We start from the raw sequence: 15,703 nt of genomic DNA, 5'->3' as shown, positions 1-15,703 counted from the left end.
CTGCCGCTCCAGCCAGTCCCCGCCGACCCGAGCGATCCGCCCGGCCGGCCCGGTGGCCTGCCGGGCGCCCGACGCCGCGAGCACCGGGCCCACGTGGCGGGCCCAGGGCAGCGGGTCGGTCGGCGTGCCGCCGTCCAGCCAGCGCGCTGCTGCCCGCAGGGCCTTTCGCACGGCGCCCATCAGGGCCTCGCGTCGAACACCGCGGCAGCGTAGGAGCCGCCGTAGGCGAAGCTGGAGAGCAGCAGGCGTCCGGCGGGGGCGTCGCCGGCCAGGGCGGCGACCAGGCCGAGGGCGCCGGCCGAGCCGTAGGTCTCGCCGAGCAGCGCCTTGGGGGTGGCCGTGGGGCGGTCGGAGAGGCCAGCCAGGGCCAGGGCGCGGGACTGGGCGACGTCCACCAGGCGGTAGCCCGACGCGGCGGAGACCACCGTGTCGATCTGCTCGGGCGTGGAGTCGGCCTCGGCGAGGGCGGCGCGCAGGGCGCGGGCCCAGGCTTCGCCGTCGCGGCCGATCCGTCCGATGCCGGCCGGCTCGCCGGAGGCTCCGAAGCCCCGGACGTCGGCCAGGACGCTCGCGCCGCGGGCGGCGGCGGAGGCCTCGGACTCCAGCAGGATCGCGGCCGCGCCCTCGGAGAGCACGGTGCCGGTGCCGCCGCCGGGCACGATGTGCGCGGTCTTGGCGTATCCGGGCAGCCGGGCCTGGGTGGCCAGGGCCTGCTCGGGGAACTCGTCGGCGACCACGACCATGATCCGGTCGGCCATGCCGCGGGCGATCACCCGGGCGGCCAGCTGGAGCGCGAGCACCGAGGAGGTGCCGCCGTTGGCGATGGTGGCGGTGTAGCCGCGGTAGCGGTGCAGCATGCCGACGTGTCCGGCGGCGGCGTTGACCACGGTGTTGGCGAAGGTCGCCGGGTTGGCGCCGGTGATGCCCTTCTCGATGACGCCGCGGTGGAAGTCCAGCACCGAGGTGACCGGGCCGTAGCCGGTGGCGAACACGATGCCGGTGCCCTCGGCCTCGGCGCGGGACGGCTTGCCGTGCCGCTCGTACAGGTCGCCGACGGCGCCGGCGGCGAGCACGCCCAGCGGGTCCATCCGGCGGGCCTTGCTGGGGTTGAGGCGCTTGGCGACGGCCCTGACGTCGATCCGGCCGACCGGGCGCTCGCCGATGCCGGCGACCTCTTCCAGGATGTCGAAGCCGACCTTGCCGGCGGCGAGCGCGGCGGTCAGTTCGGCGGTGGAGCCGGCCGAGCCGGCCAGGCCGGCGACGCCGGTGACCACGACGTGATGCACGGGCTGCGTGTGCCGGGCCGAACGGGCGGGCCGGCCGGGCTTGTTGAGGACGACGGTGGCGTTGTTGCCGCCGAACGCGAAGGAGTTGGAGGCGACCACTTCGAGGGGGGCGGGCCGTCCGGTGTTCGGGACGATGTCCAGCCCGAACGGGGAGTCCACGCCGCGGGTGCTGACGGTCGGCGGGATGACGCCCCGGTCGATCGCCATGGTGGAGACGATCGCCTCCACCGCGCCGGCCGCGCCCAGGGTGTGGCCGAGCATCGACTTGGTGGAGCTGGCGGGCGGCACCTCGGCGCCGAACAGCAGCTTCACGGCCTTGGGTTCGGACACGTCGTTGGCGGGGGTGCCGGTGCCGTGCAGGTTGACGTAGTCGACATCCTGCGGCTCCAGGCCGGCGGTCCGCAGGGCCTGGGCCATCGCGGCGGCCGCGCCCTTGCCGCTCGGATCGGGGGCGGTCTGGTGGTAGCCGTCGCAGGAGAGGCCGTAGCCGCCGAGTTCGGCGAGGGCGGTGGCGCCGCGTTCGGCGGCCCGCTCGACGGACTCCAGGACCATGAAGCCCGCGCCTTCGCCGAGGGTGAGCCCGGTGGAGGCGGACATCGGCGCGCACGGCTCGGGGTCGAGCGCGCCGAGGGCGGAGAAGCCGTACGCGGAGAGCTGGGCCAGCGGGTCGACGCCGCCGCAGATGACGTGGTCGACCTCGCCCTTCCAGAGCAGTTCGGCCGCGTAGCCGAGGGCCACGGCGCTGGCCGCGCAGGCGTTGGAGAGCACCACGCGGGGGCCGCGCAGGTCGAACTCGGCGGCGATGAAGTCGCCCACGCAGGGGAGTTGGGAGCCGGCGGCCTGGACGGCGTCCAGCACGCCGTCCTGCACCAGGCCGCGGTGCACGTTCTCCAGGGTGGGCATCGCGCCGAGGCTGGAGCCGACCACCACGGCGACCCGGTCGCGGTCCACGGTGTCCAGGTCGAGGCCGGAGTTGCGCAGCGCCTCGCGGATCGCGGTGGCCGCCAGCGCGTAGCAGCGGTCCAGGTCGGCGGGCTGCTCGGCGGTGACCATGCCGGCCCAGTCGGTGAGCAGCTCGGTGGTGTCGAAGAGGGTGTTGGTGCGGATTCCGGAGATGCCCTGGGAGATCGAGGCCCAGCTCTTCTCCACGTCATCGCCGGCGCCGGTGATCAGCCCGAGGCCCGTGAGGGCGATGCGTTCGGTGGTGGTGGTCATCAGTGGATCCGGGTGGTGAGCGAGCGGGCGATGACGCGGGGCTGGGTGACGGTGCGCACCGGGGTGTCGGCGCCGTCCGCGTTCGCCGCGGAGAGCTCCAGGCCGGGGACCCAGAACGGGGCGTCCAGCTTGGCGACGATCAGTTCCTCGTCGGCGTTGGCGGACGGGGCCTGCCAGACGACGGTGCCGACCTGCTGCCCGCCGGCGGTGACCGGGGTGCCGACGGTGAAGGCGGCGCCGGCCGGGGCGGCCAGGGCGGTGATCTTCGCGTTCTCGGCGGTGGGCTTGACCAGTTCCTCGGAGCCGAGGAACTCGCCGATCCGGTTCCAGTCGACCATCCAGGCCAGGTCGGCCTCGTGCACCGGCAGGCCGGCGAAGCCCGCGGCGTAGACCGCCATGCCGGCCTCGGCCTGGACCCGGGCCAGGCCCTCGGCGCCGACCTCGGCGCCGCCCTGGGCGAGCACCGCCTCGACGGCGGCGGCGTGGCCGGCCTCGGGGGCGTTGGACAGCAGCAGGTAGCCGTACTCGCCGGTGGTGCCGACCCGGGCCAGGTGGGCGAGCGCGGCCGGCTCGCCGGGGACGGTGGACTCGGTGACGCCGTGCAGGGTCAGGCCGGAGATGTCGAACTCGACGAACGCGGCGGCCGCGGCCCAGGCGTTCGGGCCCTCGAACGCGGTGGCGCCCCAGCCCTCGGGGGCGATCTCGACGGTGACGTCGGCCGGGGCGTCCAGCGCCTCCAGGTAGCCGGTCAGCGCCTCGACGGTGACGGGGGTGCGGGGCAGCAGCCAGGAGTCGTCGCCGATCTCGAAGTGCAGCGCGATCGCGAACGGGGTGCCGTCGGCGTTCAGCGCCAGCGCCTCGCGGACGGTGTCCGGCTCGACGTACTCGCTGGACTTGGCGAGGAACAGGTCGAGGAACTCGTAGCGGTCGCCGCCGGAGATCCGGACCAGCGGGGCGGTGATCGGGTAGACGCCGATGGCGGTGCGGACGGTGGTGTAGTCGTCCTGCGCGGTGCGCACGGCAACGGTGGTGGTCATGGCTCTGGTGGTCCTTTCGAGGGTGTTTCGACGGGGTGTCAGACGGTGGGTGCGGGGTGGACGGACAGCTGCCAGGCGGCCTCGGCGCCGGCCGTCGCGCAGCCGATCAGCAGTCCGGAGGAGGTGGTGCGCAGGACGATCTCGGGGGTTCCGGGGCCGTCGGCGGCGGGTGCCAGGTGCAGCCAGTGGCCGCTGGTGAGCCGGATCGCGGCGGCGGACGCCCAGACCTGGCGGAAGGCGGTGGCGTCGAGCTCGTGGCGCTTTCCGGCGGAGTGCAGCACCACGGCGGCGTCCGCCGGGGCGTCCGGGGTGAGCCAGAGCACCGTCTCCTCGTCCGCGCCGGGGGCGTGGACGTCGATCCGGACGGGTTCGGCGGCCTGCTCGGGGGCGGTGACCTCCCAGTTGATCCGCTCCTGCGGGGCGGCCAGTCCGAGCGGGTGCTTCTGCTCCCACTCGCGGGTGGTCGGCACGCCCCAGCCGAGGCCGGTGGCGAGACTGTGCCGGTGGTGCTCCAGGGTGACCCAGGCGCCGGCGCTCCACCGCGGGTTGCAGCCGAAGGCGCGGGTGCGGGGGGCGGGGCTGCGCAGGACCTTCTTGCCGTCCTCGGTCCAGGAGGTGATGCCGCCGGCGTTCGCCTTGACGGTCAACTTCCGTTCTCCGGTGGCGGGTTCGGCCACTGCGGTGGTGCGGGGTGCGGTGTCCTGGCCGGCGTCGGCACGGAGCTCGGTGCGCAGTCGGGCGGTGCCGTCCGCGTCGGGCTCCAGGTGGCGTTCGACCAGGGTGGTGTGGATCAGCCGGACCGGCCGGCCGGCCGGGAGGGTGATCCGGGTGGCGCCGTCGGTCCAGGCGAGGGTGGAGCCGGCCGGGGCGGTCTGCGCGGCGGCGACCACCTCGGAGGTGTCCCGGACGCCGATGCCGGTGCCGATCAGGTGTTGGACGGTGGTGGCGTCGGGGCCGGTCAGGGTGAAGTCGCCCTGGCGCAGTCCGACGGTCTGGAAGATCCGGCCGGGCCGGGTGGTGTACGTGAACTCCTGCTCCAGCACGCCCTGGTGGAGCGTGAGGGTGCCGGTGACCTGGTTGCCGCCGGTGGTCTCGCGGACCTGGACGCCGTGTTCGACGGGCCGGATCTCCAGCTCGCGGGCCTGGCCTTCGCGCCAGCCGGCCGAGCGGTCGGCCTCGGCGCTGGGCCAGGTGGAGACGAACACCGGCCCGTGGTGGCCCTCGGCGTGCACGGTGAGGGTGCCTTCGGCGGTGTCCAGCTCGGCGGTGAGGCCGCGGTCGCCGAAGCGGTGCGGCTCGGCCGGCGCCTGGATCCGGACCTCGTACGGCGGTTCGGCGATCTTCAGCGGCCGGGTGGCGCCGTCGGGGGTGGTGAGCGCCGCGTCCAGCATCAGGCCGCGGTCCACGTCGATGGTGGCGGTGAGCTTGAACTCGCCGAGGGCCAGAGCGTAGGCGACGGTGCGGATTTCGTCCACCACCCGTACGTCGGACCGGAGTTCGTCGTCCCGGCCGCCGGCGACGTTGCCGAAGCTGCTGAGCTGGCCGAGCGCCGCCAGTGCCTCGGGGTCGAGGTCGTGGAAGACGCTGCGCAGGATCAGCGGGATGTAGTTGTGCAGTTCGACGTTGCCGTCCTCGCCGGGCACGGTCTCGCCGACCGACACGCAGCCGACCCGCCGGTACAGCTTGAAGGCGACGGTGTTGGCCGGGTTGACGGTCAGACGGAGCACCAGGCAGCCGCAGCGCATCATCCATTCGACGGCTTCGGTGAACAGCCGTCCGGTGATGACGCCGTTGCGGTAGGCCGGGGCGACGAAGAACATGTCGGCGATCAGCTCGCCGGCCCGGGCGGAGCGGCGTCCGGTGCTGTGGAACAGCCCGAAGGTGCCCACCACCCGGCCGTCGTCGACGGCGATCAGGAACGTCGCGGTGTCGCGCTCGGCGAGTTCGCGCTCCAGCTCGTCGCCGGTGATTCCGCCCGCCACCGGGTTGGGGTTGTCGCGGTGACGGTTGTAGAGCTCGGCGATGTCATGCGCGTCGCCCTCCTGGTACGGGCGGATCGTGATGGACATTCCACACCTCCTTGTCTGCTCTGGTCGGTGGGGCTGAGCGAGCGTCAGCCCTTGCGTCCGGTGGTGACGATCAGCGAGCCGGCGGCGGCGAGTTCGGTGCCGACGGAGGCCCGGACGGAGACGGAGCGCAGGCCGCCGAGCTTCTGGCCGAGCTTGGCCTCCAGGGTGAGCTGGTCGCCGGGGACGACCAGCCGGGAGAACTTCATCGAGCTGATCGAGCCGAGGTAGCCGACGCTGTCCGACGGGTCCCCCTCGGCAGGGGCGGGCGACTCCAGCATTTCGGCGACGTAGACCACGGCGACCAGTTGGGCCATCGCCTCGACGATCATCACGCCGGGCATGATCGAGTGGTCGGGGTAGTGGCCGGCGAAGAAGGGCTCGTTCACCGAAACGCTCTTGACGCCGCGTCCGGAGACCCCGGGGACCACGTCGTAGGCGCGGTCGATCATCAGCATCGGCCAGCGGTGCGGCAGCATCCGCTTGATGTCGTCGGAGGAGTAGGCGAGCTTCTTCGGCTTCTCCTTGGCGACGGCGGCCACCTTGGCGGGGGCGATCGCAGTGGTCATGGTCAGACCTCGCGGGCTTCGATGAAGTCGACCAGGGCGTTGATGGAGCCGAAGGCCTCGAAGTCGTCGTCGCTGATCAGCACGTCGTACTCGTTGTTGATCATGACGACGATCTCCAGGGTGTCCAGCGAGTCCATCTCCAGGCCGCGGCCGAACAGCGGCTGGTTGTCGGAGACGACCTCGGCCTCGGCGTCCAGGCCCAGGCGGTCGATGATCATCGACTTGATCTTGAGGTTCTTCTCCAGGCGCTGCTCGGCCTGGGTCCGGACGTCCTCGAAGGTGGCGGTGGACATGATGTGCCTTTCCGTTGGGAGTTGCGGGAGTTGATGGAACGTCAGTTCGATTGGGGGGCGGTCAGCTGTAGAGCATCCCGCCGTCGACGGTGAGCACCTTGGCGGTGATGTACGAGGCCGCCGGGCTGGCCAGGAAGACCGCCGCCTGTGCGACCTCCTCCGGGGTGCCCATCCGCCCCAGCGGGATCGCCGCCGCGGCCTCCTTCAGCTGGGCGCGCGGGACCTTCTTCACCATGTCGGTGTCGATGAAGCCCGGCGCCACCACGTTGACCCGGATGCCCTTGGGCGCGCCCTCGTAGGCCAGGGTCTTCGCCATCGCGATCACCCCGCCCTTGGAGGCGGCGTAGTTGGCCTGGCCGACCCGGCCGGCGATGCCCGAGGTGGAGGCGATGAAGACGATCGACCCGCCGCTCGCGTACATCTGCTTGGTGGCCTCACGGGCCGTCAGGAACGCGCCCGTCAGGTTGGTGGAGATCACCTCCTGCCACTTGGCGGCGCTCATCGCCGCGAAGTGGCCGTCGGCGGTGATGCCCGAGTTGAGGACCGCGACGTCCACGCCGCCCCAGGCGGTGCGGATCTCCTTGTACATCGCGGCGACCTGCGCCTCGTCGGACACGTCGGCCTGCACCAGCAGCGCCTTGCGGCCGAGGCCCTCGATCTTCTCCGCCAGCTGCTCGGCCTTGCCGGCGCTGGAGCGGTAGTTGAGCGCGACGTCGCAGCCGTGCTCGGCCAGGTGCAGCGCGATCGCCGCGCCGATGCCCCGGGAGGCCCCGGTGACGACGGCCCTGGTGCCTTCGGTGAACAGCTGACTCATGCCGCGCTCCCGGCGAGGTTGGAGGTGACCTTGTGACTGCCCGGATCGAAGCCGTCGACCTCGGTGCCGAGCCCGCGCTTCTCGGCGTGGTTCAGCACCGCCTCGGCGACCGCCAGGTCCAGCACGCCCAGGCCGAACGGGGCGAACACCACGGTGCGGGCGGCGGGCAGTTCGGCGGTGCCGTCGAGCAGCGCGCCGATCTCGGCGGTGACGAAGCGGCGGTGGCCGGCCTGCTGCTCGGCCTTGTGCAGCGAGGTCTGCTCGCGGATCGCGTGGTCCGCGTCGTCGGTGACGTTGACGGCGCCCAGCACCGAGGCCACCGACAGGTCGCGCAGCGACAGGTGCAGGATCACCTGCCCGTCGGGGCGCTTCGGGTGGTCGGCCAGGTCCAGCCAGTACGAGGAGTCGGTGGTGGCGATCGACACCGTGTCGGCGGACAGTGCCCGACCGAGCGTCACGGCCTCGAACTCGACGTCCGGGTACTCGGCGGCGAGCTCCGCGGCGAACACCTTGGCCCGCTCGGGGAAGGCGTCCTGGAGCAGCACGGTCTCCAGGTCGTCGTGCACCTGGGTGAGGAAGTGCACCACCTGGCTGTTGATGGTGCCGCAGCCGACCAGGCCGACCGTGCGGACCTCGCGTCCGGCGTTCAGCAGCCCGGAGGCGAGCGCCGCGCCGGCCGCGGTGCGGACCGCGGAGATCTGGCTGCCCTCCATCAGGGCGAGCGGGTAGCCGGACTCCAGGTCGTTCAGGATGCACAGCGAACTGGCCCGCTGCATACCCCGGTTGACGTTCTCCGGGAAGGACGAGATCCACTTCAGGCCCATCACCGGGGCCGGTCCGCCGAGGTAGGCGGGCAGCGCGATGATCCGCGAGTCGGAGCGGTGCAGCGGGCGCAGGAAGGTGGAGAACGGGAGGTCGGACTTGCCCTGGCTGTGCAGCACGTAGGCGTTGCGGACCAGGTCGATCACGGTGGAGTCGAGGTCCGCGAGCGCGGCCCGGACGTCCTCCCGGCCGAGGATCCTCATGACCGGTTCCCTTCTTGGTCGGTCTGCGGCAGGTCGGTCTGCGGCAGGTACTGCCGGAGGTAGGACTCCACCCACTGGTCGTCGTAGATGGTGTCGAGGTAGCGGTCGCCGCCGTCCGGGAGCACCGCGACGCAGGTGGCGCCCGGCTCGATCCAGTCCGCGGACTGCTGGAGGGCGGCGATCACCGCGCCGGACGAGCCGCCGGCCAGCACGGACTCCTGGGACAGCAGTTGGCGGCAGCCGCGGATGCACTCGGAGTCGGTCACCTTGACCACCCGGTGGGCGAGGCCCGGGCGCAGCAGCGCCGGGACGACCGCCGCGCCGTGGCCGGGGATGGTCCGCCTGTGCGAGGACTCCCAGGGCTCCGGCGGGCCGAAGATCACGCTGCCCACGGCGTCCACCGCGACCACCCGGGTGGGCAGTCCCTGGTCCTGGATGAACTCGGCGCAGCCGCGCAGGGTGCCGGTGGTGCCGGCCGCCAGGAACAGGTAGTCGGGGGCGTCGGGGAGGGCGTCCACGATCTCCCGCATGGTGGTGTGGTGAGCGCGCGAGTTGTCCTCGTTGGCGTACTGGTTGGGCCACCAGGCGTCGGGGACGGTGGCCAGCAGGTGCTTGACCCGGCCGATCCGGGCCGGCAGGAACTCGCCGGTGGCGGGGTCGCGGTGGTCGACCACCTCCACCCGGGCGCCGTAGGCCCGCATGATGGCGAGGTTCTGCGGGGTGGTGCGCGGGTCGACCACGATGATCAGGCCGAGCCGGTAGAAGTTGCAGAGCTGGGCGAGCGCGATGCCCAGGTTCCCGGAGGAGGACTCCACCACGGTGGACACCCCGGGCACGATCCGGCCGGTGGCGATGGCCTGTTCGACCATCGACTTGGCGGCCCGGTCCTTGATGGAGCCGCCGGGGTTGAACCGCTCGCACTTGGCGAACACCTGGAAGCGGCCCGGCGGGAAGAGTCGGTCCAGCGCCACCAGCGGCGTGCCGCCGATCGTGGCGACGATGTCGGGGTCCGACGGACGGTGCGGGCGGACCCGCAGCCCGGCGCCGTCGGGAACGAGCACGGTCATTCCGGCACCTTTCGGCTGATCTGGAGCCGAAGCTCACTGACGTACTGCTCGCCGTCGGCGTCGGGCAGCCAGGACTCCTCGGGGGCCGGCAGCGGTTCGCTGACGGTCACCCCGGCGTCGGGGTCCGACTGCACCGCCCGGCGGACGAGGTTGGCGAAGGAGAGCACCAGCGTCGGGCTGGTGAAGTCGACCAGGGACGGCTTCGTCTCCTCGGGGAACTTGACGAAGGCCCGGTCGGGCAGCGCGTTCTCGGTGACCCAGCGGCGCACCGCCAGGTAGTCGCGGCCCCGGTCGGCCTTGGGCGCGAGTGCCACGCCGGTGGCGGGCAGCCGCCAGGTCTCCCGGAACAGCACCAGGTCGTCGAGGGTGACCCGGGGGGCGTGCGGGCGGTCCAGGCCGATCTTGAACGCGTCGCAGGCGATGATCGAGATCAGTACCGCGAGCAGTTCGGAGAGGGTCCGGGTGCGGCCGTCGGAGGTGGTCGCGGTGATCGTGCCGTCGTGCTCGGTGAGGGTGACGGCGACGGCGGGTTCGATCCGCTCCCGCTGGTCGAACGGGGCGCGGGTGAAGCCGATCAGCCGGTCGCCCGCGCCGATCGGGGCGGGCACCATGCGGCCGCTGTTGCGCTTCCAGCCGACCGGCAGCAGCGGCACCAGCCGCTCGCCGCCGATCGCCCGGTTGACCTTGTCGCGCAGCGAGCCGGCGTCGGCCGTCCAGTCCAGGAACGGCAGGTCGAGGGTGGCCAGGCAGGCGTGCAACTCGCCGAGGACGACGAGGTGTTGGCCGGCGTTGACGGCGTCCACCGAGCGGGCGACGACCTGGAGGTCGGGGCTGTGCACCGCGAGGTGCGGGGAGCGGACCTCTCCGGTGGCGAACACCTCTCGGGCCTTGTCGGCGATCTCCTCGACGCCCAGGTCGACCCGGGTGGCGCCCTCGGGCACCTCGCCGATGACCTCGCGCCACTTCAGCGCCAGCTCCCGGACGGCCTGCTGCACGGGATGGTTGTGCTCGCCCCAGAACAGCGCCAGGGTCTGCGGCCAGACGTCGGCGAGGGTGACGGCGGCGCCGGGGCGCTGCCGTTCGGCGGCCTTGCGGACCAGCGCGACCACCTCGGTCTCGACCAGTTCGGCGAGCCGGTTGCCGAACCAGTCGGCGGCGTCGGCGACCAGGGCCAGCGGGCGGGCGATGCCGTCCAGGAAGTCCCGGCCGAGCTCCATCCGGCAGTCCCGCAGGGTGTCCTGGTAGACCAGGGTGCGGCCGGCGTAGGCCTTGCCCTCCTCGCGGGAGGCAGCCTGGCCGGTGGTCTCCACGAAGTACGCGTCCAGCGCGTCCAGTGCCTCGACCAGCTGCTCGGCGCTCTCGGCCCGGTCGATCTCGCCCTTGTGGCGGGCGAGTTCGGCGAGCACCGCGTCGTAGCGGACGAACATCTCGGGGTCGCCGATCGCCGAGACGCGGCGGCGCAGCACCTCCTCGGCGCGGACGTCGACCGGGATGTTGGCGTCCCAGCCGAGCACCCGCTGCCGCAGCAGGCGGTTCAGCACCTTGTCGACGCCCGGGCGGGCGCTCGCGGCGTCCCAGCCGTGGTCGGCGACCAGCAGGTCGGTGATCTGTTCGGCGTTGCGGTCACCGTCGGCGAGCCGCAGCACCTGCGCGTCCTCGGGGCGCAGCCGGACCGTCTTGCGGTTGGCCAGCACCAGCTGCTCGCCGTCCAGGTGGACGTCGGGGCGCAGCATCGGCGGGAACCACCAGCGGGCGCCGGGCTGTTCGGCCATCCAGTCGGCGATCGCGGCGACCGTCCAGCGTTCCAGCGAGGTGCGGGCGGCGGCGACCAGGGCAGGGCCGTGCTCGATGCCGATGGCCTGTTCGGTGCGGCCGACGCCGATCCAGGCGCCGGGGCCGAAGAAGCCGATGGTCTCGGCCTTGGCGCAGTAGCGCAGCCAGTACATGGCGAGGGTGCGTTCGCGCTGGCGGCGCTTGGTCTCCTTGCCGCCGGGGGCGGCGAGCGAGTCGAGGATGCGGAAGACGGTGCGGTTCTGCCAGGCGATGGCCAGGCGGAGCTTGGGGTCGGTGGCGAGGGCGGCGAGGCGGGCGGCCTCGGTGTCGACGTCGGCCCGGTAGGCGGTGTCGAACTCCTCGGCGGTGCCGTCGCCGGCGGCGAGTCGGGCGGCGGCGGCCGGGGCTCGGGTGCCGCCGATCAGGTCGAGGCCGGAGACCGGGAAGCCGGCGTTGCGGAGCAGTCCGACGCCCCAGACCTGCCAGTCGGAGCCGGCCAGCGGGTGGAGCGGGGCGAAGTCCGCCCAGTCCACGGCGCGGGCGGCTTCGACGGCGGGCGCGGTCATCCCGACACCTCCGCCGACTCGCGGGCCTCGGTGGGGGTTTCGGTCAGTGCGGCGGCGAGCCGGGCGATGCCTTCGCCGATCTTCTTGCGCGGCACGTTGCTGAAGCACAGCCGGATGCCGTCGTTGTGCTCGCCGTCGATGGAGAAGTGGCCGCCGGGGACGAACGAGATGCCGTGCGCGGCGGCGGCCTGCGCGTAGCGGGTGGCGTCGGCGCCGCTGCGGTGGCGCAGCCAGAGGTAGAAGCCGCCGCCGGGGCGCTGCCAGGTCCACGGGCTGTCGGCGCCGAGTTCGGCGTCCAGCGCGTCGGCCATCAGGGTGCAGCGTTCGCGGTAGCTCTCCCGGTAGCGGTCGATCAGCTCGGTCCAGCCGTTGCGGGAGTAGAAGGCGGCCAGTGCGCCCTGGGCGAGTGCGGACGGCGAGAGCGAGATGATCTCGGCGACCCGGGCCAGGTCGTGGCGCAGGTGCTCGGGGGCGGCGATCCAGCCGGAGCGCAGGCCGGGGGCGAAGATCTTGGAGAAGGTGCCGAGGTAGACCACCTGCTGCGGGTCGAGGGCCTGGAACAGCGTGGTGGTGGCACCGTCGAAGCCGAGCAGGCCGTACGGGTTGTCCTCGATCAGCAGCAGGTCGAGCTCGCGGCAGGCGGCGAGGATGGCGGTGCGGCGCGGAACGGAGAGGGTGGCGCCGGTCGGGTTCTGGAAGGTCGGGTTGACGTAGAGCAGTCGGACGGTCCGGCCGGCTTCTCTCAACTCGCGGACGGTGGCGCGCAGTTGCTGCGGGCAGAGGCCCTGGGAGTCCTCGCCGGCGGCGTGCAGTTCGAGGCCGGCGGTGCGGAAGGCGGCGGTGGCGCCGGGGTAGGCGGGGGTCTGCACCAGGATGGTCTCGCCGGGGGCGCCGAGAGCGAGGGCGACGGCGGTGAGGCCCATCTGGGAGCCGCTGGTCGGGATCAGGTTGTCGGCGCTCGCGTGGCCGTCCTCACGGGCCATCAGGTCGGCGACGGCGGGCACGAGGGCCTTGGCGACGTGCGGGGTGGTGTACTGCAGGGCGAGCTTGCCGCCGAGGCGGACGAGCCGGGCGAGCTGCTGGGAGATGTCCCCCAGCGGGAGCACGTCCAGGTCGGGCAGTCCGCCCGCCAGGGAGATGACGTCCCCGCCCCGTTCGAACAGCCGGGGCAGTTCGGCCGCGGGTCTGGTGTCGGTCCACATGGCCGGCGTCCCTCAGACCCGGGCCGGGGCGGCGTCGGCCGCCCAGGCCTGCACGTAGCGGAACAGTCCGGCCGGGGAGGCCAGCGCCGGGTCGGCGAGGGCGTCGGGGTCGACCTCGATGCCGAACTCCTCCTCGACGGCCATCACCAGGGCGATGGTGTGCAGCGAGTCCACGCCCAGGTCGACGAGCGGGGTCTCGGAGTCGGTGACCTGCACGGAGCAGATCCGCTCGACGAGCTGATCAAACTGCGACTGGTTCATGGCTGCCCCTCGGGGATGCGGTGACGGTCTGGTGGATTCGGTGGTGCTCGGCGGCGGCGACGGCGGCCGCGACGGCTTCCGCGGCCTCGGCCGCTTCGGCGGCGGCCGCGTCGACCAGGCGCTTGGCGGCGGCCCGGTCCGGCTTGCCGTTGGCGGTCAGCGGGACGGTGTCCAGCGGGACGACCCGGTCGGGCATCCGGCTGGGGTCGAGCCGGCCGACCAGCGCGGCCCGGACCTGCTCCGGCGGGAGGGTGCCGTGCACGGCCAGCAGCAGCGGCCCGCCCTCCTCCTCGGGGCGCAGGGCGACGGCGGCGGTGACGCCGGGGAGGCGCTCGGCGGCGTCCTCGATCTCGGTGAGGGCGATCCGCATGCCGCGGCGCTTGATCACGTCGTCGTCGCGGCCGACGAAGTACAGCCGTCCGTCCTCGTCGAGGAAGCCGCGGTCGCCGGTGTGCAGCTCCAGCGAGCCGTCCGGGCGGCGGATGAAACGGTTCTGCGCTTCCAGTGGGATCCGCCAGTAGCCGGCCATCACGGTCGGTCCCCAGACCACGATCTCGCCGGTCTCCCGGGGGCCGAGCCCGCTGCCGTCGGCCGCCACGATCCGGACCCGGTCGCCGGGGATCGGCGGGCCGACCGAATCGGGGTGCTCGGCGTACTCGTCCGGGTCGAGGATGGAGATCCGCTTGCACTCGGTCATGCCGTACATCGAGGCGAACTCGGAGCCGGGGAAGACCTCCAGCAGCTCCGCCATCACGGCCCGGCCGGGGCGGGCGCCGGTGTTGGTGAACAGCCGCACCCGGGTGGGCCGGCGCAGCTTGCTCTGCAGCAGGTGGAGGATCTGGGCCAGCGAGGGCACCAGCGGGACGACGGTGACGCCGGTGCGCTCGATCAGCCGGAGCAGTCCGACGTCGTCGCTGCGGCGGGCCAGCACCAGGGTGCCGCCGACCAGGGCGGACAGCAGGGCCTGGTAGAGGCCGTAGTCGAAGGAGAGCGGCAGCCGGCACAGCACCACGTCGTCCTGGTGGTAGCCGAGGCAGGCGTTGACGGCGTCCAGTGCGGCGAGCATCTGGCGGTGCGGGCAGACCACGCCCTTCGGGCGGCCGGTGGTGCCGGAGGTGTAGATCAGCATCGCCACCGCGTCGTCGTCGACGTCGGCCCGGTGGCCGTCCTCGACGGAGGCGAGCACCTGCTGCCAGGCCTCCTCGACGTCGACGGTGCGGGCGGCGCGGCGGCCGGCGGTGGGCCGGCAGACGGCCAGCGCGGCCTCGGAGTCGACCACGATGTGGTCGATCTGCTGGTCCGTCAGCTCCGGGTGGACCGGGACGAAGATCGCCCCGATCCGCAGGGTGGCCCAGAACAGGGCGAGGAACGAGCGGTCGTTGCCGCCGGCGTACACCACCCGCTCACCGGCGGTGAGGCCCTGGCCGCGCAGCCAGCCGACCGCGCGGTCCACGGCGGTGCCCAGCTGACGATAGGTCAGGGTGCCGTCGGCGTCGATCACGGCGGGGTGGTCGGCCCGCTCCAGGAGCGGGTACTCGAGCAGGTCAGACACCGGCATGGACGGCCACTCCCTCGATGAGCTCGGCGGCCACCAGCCGCTCCTGGGCACGGGAGACGTCCCGGGCGGTGTTCACGGACAGCACGTCGAGCCCGGGGTGCCGCCGCTTGAGCAGGTTGGCGAGCGTCTTGGCGGGCGGCAGCGAGATCGTCGACTCCGGTGCCAGCTCGCCCAGTCGGTCCAGGCAGAGGTCCCAGCGGACCGGGCTGACCACCTGCTGGACCAGCCGGTGGCGGATCTGCGCCGGGTCCTCGACCGCCGCGCCGTCCGCGTTGGAGAGCAGCAGTTGCGTCGGCGGGGCGAACGGCACCGCCTCGGCGGCGGCGGCGAAGGCCTGCCGGGCCGACTCCATGAACGGGGTGTGGAAGGCGCCGGCCACGGTGAGCGGCTTGACGGTGGCCCCGGCGGGCGGGGCGGCGGCCAGCTGCTCCAGGGCGTCCCGGAGGCCGGCCGCGACGATCTGGCCGGGCCCGTTGAAGGTCGCCGGGGTCAGGCCCAACTCGGCTATGCGGCCGAGGACTTCGTCCTGTTCGCCGCCGACCACGGCGGCCATCGAGGTGGGCGCCTCGGCGCAGGCCGCGGCCATCGCCCGGCCGCGGATCGCGGCCAGACGCACCGCGTCGGCGGGCTCCAGCACCCCGGCGTACACCGCGGCGGTGAGTTCGCCGACCGAGTGGCCGGCCGCCACCGCCGCGCCCGGCCGGACGGCGCCGGCCAGGGCGTGGTGGGCGAGCAGTCCGGCCGCGACCAGCAGCGGCTGGGTGTGCTCGGTGCGGGCGATCTCGGCGGCCGGGGCCTTGGTGCCGAGGTGGACCAGGTCCAGATCGGCGGCCTCCGACCAGGCCCGCACCCGCTCGGCGGTGGCCGGGTCGCGCAGCCAGGCGGCCAGCATGCCCGGGGTCTGGGAACCCTGCCCCGGCGCAATGAATGCGAACATTTGTTCGAACCTCCTTTCGAGTGGGGCCTGCGCC

At 73.2% G+C, this 15,703-nt stretch carries 14 protein-coding genes; all 14 read right to left on the bottom strand.

The window, feature by feature from the left end; genetic code table 11:
- Positions 1–180 (bottom strand): hypothetical protein (locus ACIQF6_RS30395; protein ID WP_400900699.1); only part of this gene is annotated, 180 nt, incomplete at its 3' end.
- Complete coding sequence (locus ACIQF6_RS30390; RefSeq protein WP_400900697.1) at positions 180–2,501, bottom strand: beta-ketoacyl synthase N-terminal-like domain-containing protein; 2,322 nt, start codon at positions 2,499–2,501, stop codon at positions 180–182. The genes ACIQF6_RS30395 and ACIQF6_RS30390, both read right to left, overlap by 1 nt.
- Positions 2,501–3,538 carry an aminomethyl transferase family protein gene (locus tag ACIQF6_RS30385; protein WP_400900695.1) on the bottom strand — a complete coding sequence of 346 codons (1,038 nt, stop codon included), beginning with the start codon at positions 3,536–3,538 and terminating at the stop codon, positions 2,501–2,503. Before ACIQF6_RS30385 ends, ACIQF6_RS30390 begins: the two co-directional genes overlap by 1 nt.
- A gap of 38 nt (positions 3,539–3,576) precedes the next feature.
- The gene (locus ACIQF6_RS30380) at positions 3,577–5,607 is read right to left on the bottom strand and encodes a GNAT family N-acetyltransferase (protein ID WP_400900693.1); all 2,031 of its coding nucleotides are present in this window, start codon (positions 5,605–5,607) and stop codon (positions 3,577–3,579) included.
- A gap of 44 nt (positions 5,608–5,651) precedes the next feature.
- Complete coding sequence (gene fabZ, locus ACIQF6_RS30375) at positions 5,652–6,173, bottom strand: 3-hydroxyacyl-ACP dehydratase FabZ (RefSeq protein ID WP_400900691.1); 522 nt, start codon at positions 6,171–6,173, stop codon at positions 5,652–5,654.
- Positions 6,174–6,175: 2 nt separating this feature from the next.
- On the bottom strand, positions 6,176–6,466 hold the full coding sequence (locus ACIQF6_RS30370) for an acyl carrier protein (protein WP_035864774.1): 291 nt from the start codon (positions 6,464–6,466) through the stop codon (positions 6,176–6,178).
- Positions 6,467–6,527: 61 nt separating this feature from the next.
- Entirely contained in the window at positions 6,528–7,280 is a 753-nt protein-coding gene (gene fabG, locus ACIQF6_RS30365) for a 3-oxoacyl-ACP reductase FabG (RefSeq protein ID WP_400900689.1), read from the bottom strand.
- Positions 7,277–8,305, bottom strand: coding sequence for a 2,3-diaminopropionate biosynthesis protein SbnB (gene sbnB, locus ACIQF6_RS30360; protein ID WP_400900687.1), 1,029 nt, complete (start codon positions 8,303–8,305; stop codon positions 7,277–7,279). Before sbnB ends, fabG begins: the two co-directional genes overlap by 4 nt.
- Positions 8,302–9,372, bottom strand: a complete 1,071-nt coding sequence (sbnA, locus tag ACIQF6_RS30355; RefSeq protein WP_400900685.1) for a 2,3-diaminopropionate biosynthesis protein SbnA — start codon at positions 9,370–9,372, stop codon at positions 8,302–8,304. Before sbnA ends, sbnB begins: the two co-directional genes overlap by 4 nt.
- Positions 9,369–11,711 carry a lantibiotic dehydratase gene (locus tag ACIQF6_RS30350; RefSeq protein ID WP_400900683.1) on the bottom strand — a complete coding sequence of 781 codons (2,343 nt, stop codon included), beginning with the start codon at positions 11,709–11,711 and terminating at the stop codon, positions 9,369–9,371. The genes sbnA and ACIQF6_RS30350 overlap by 4 nt, the downstream gene beginning before the upstream one ends.
- Positions 11,708–12,913 carry a PLP-dependent aminotransferase family protein gene (locus ACIQF6_RS30345; RefSeq protein ID WP_400900681.1) on the bottom strand — a complete coding sequence of 402 codons (1,206 nt, stop codon included), beginning with the start codon at positions 12,911–12,913 and terminating at the stop codon, positions 11,708–11,710. The genes ACIQF6_RS30350 and ACIQF6_RS30345 overlap by 4 nt, the downstream gene beginning before the upstream one ends.
- Before the next feature lie 12 nt (positions 12,914–12,925).
- Positions 12,926–13,174 (bottom strand): acyl carrier protein, encoded by a 249-nt coding sequence (locus ACIQF6_RS30340; RefSeq protein WP_035864761.1) that lies wholly within the window; start codon positions 13,172–13,174, stop codon positions 12,926–12,928.
- Positions 13,155–14,732: a class I adenylate-forming enzyme family protein gene (locus tag ACIQF6_RS30335; RefSeq protein ID WP_400900678.1), complete on the bottom strand. Its 1,578-nt coding sequence runs from the start codon at positions 14,730–14,732 to the stop codon at positions 13,155–13,157. The genes ACIQF6_RS30340 and ACIQF6_RS30335 overlap by 20 nt, the downstream gene beginning before the upstream one ends.
- Positions 14,719–15,669: an ACP S-malonyltransferase gene (locus ACIQF6_RS30330; RefSeq protein WP_400900676.1), complete on the bottom strand. Its 951-nt coding sequence runs from the start codon at positions 15,667–15,669 to the stop codon at positions 14,719–14,721. Before ACIQF6_RS30330 ends, ACIQF6_RS30335 begins: the two co-directional genes overlap by 14 nt.
- Positions 15,670–15,703: the final 34 nt, after the last annotated feature.

Origin of the sequence: Kitasatospora sp. NPDC092948, assembly GCF_044754805.1 — a bacterium.
Lineage (GTDB): Bacteria > Actinomycetota > Actinomycetes > Streptomycetales > Streptomycetaceae > Kitasatospora.
Note: the sequence above shows the minus strand (reverse complement) of the source record. Positions and strands in the feature narration are given on the sequence as shown.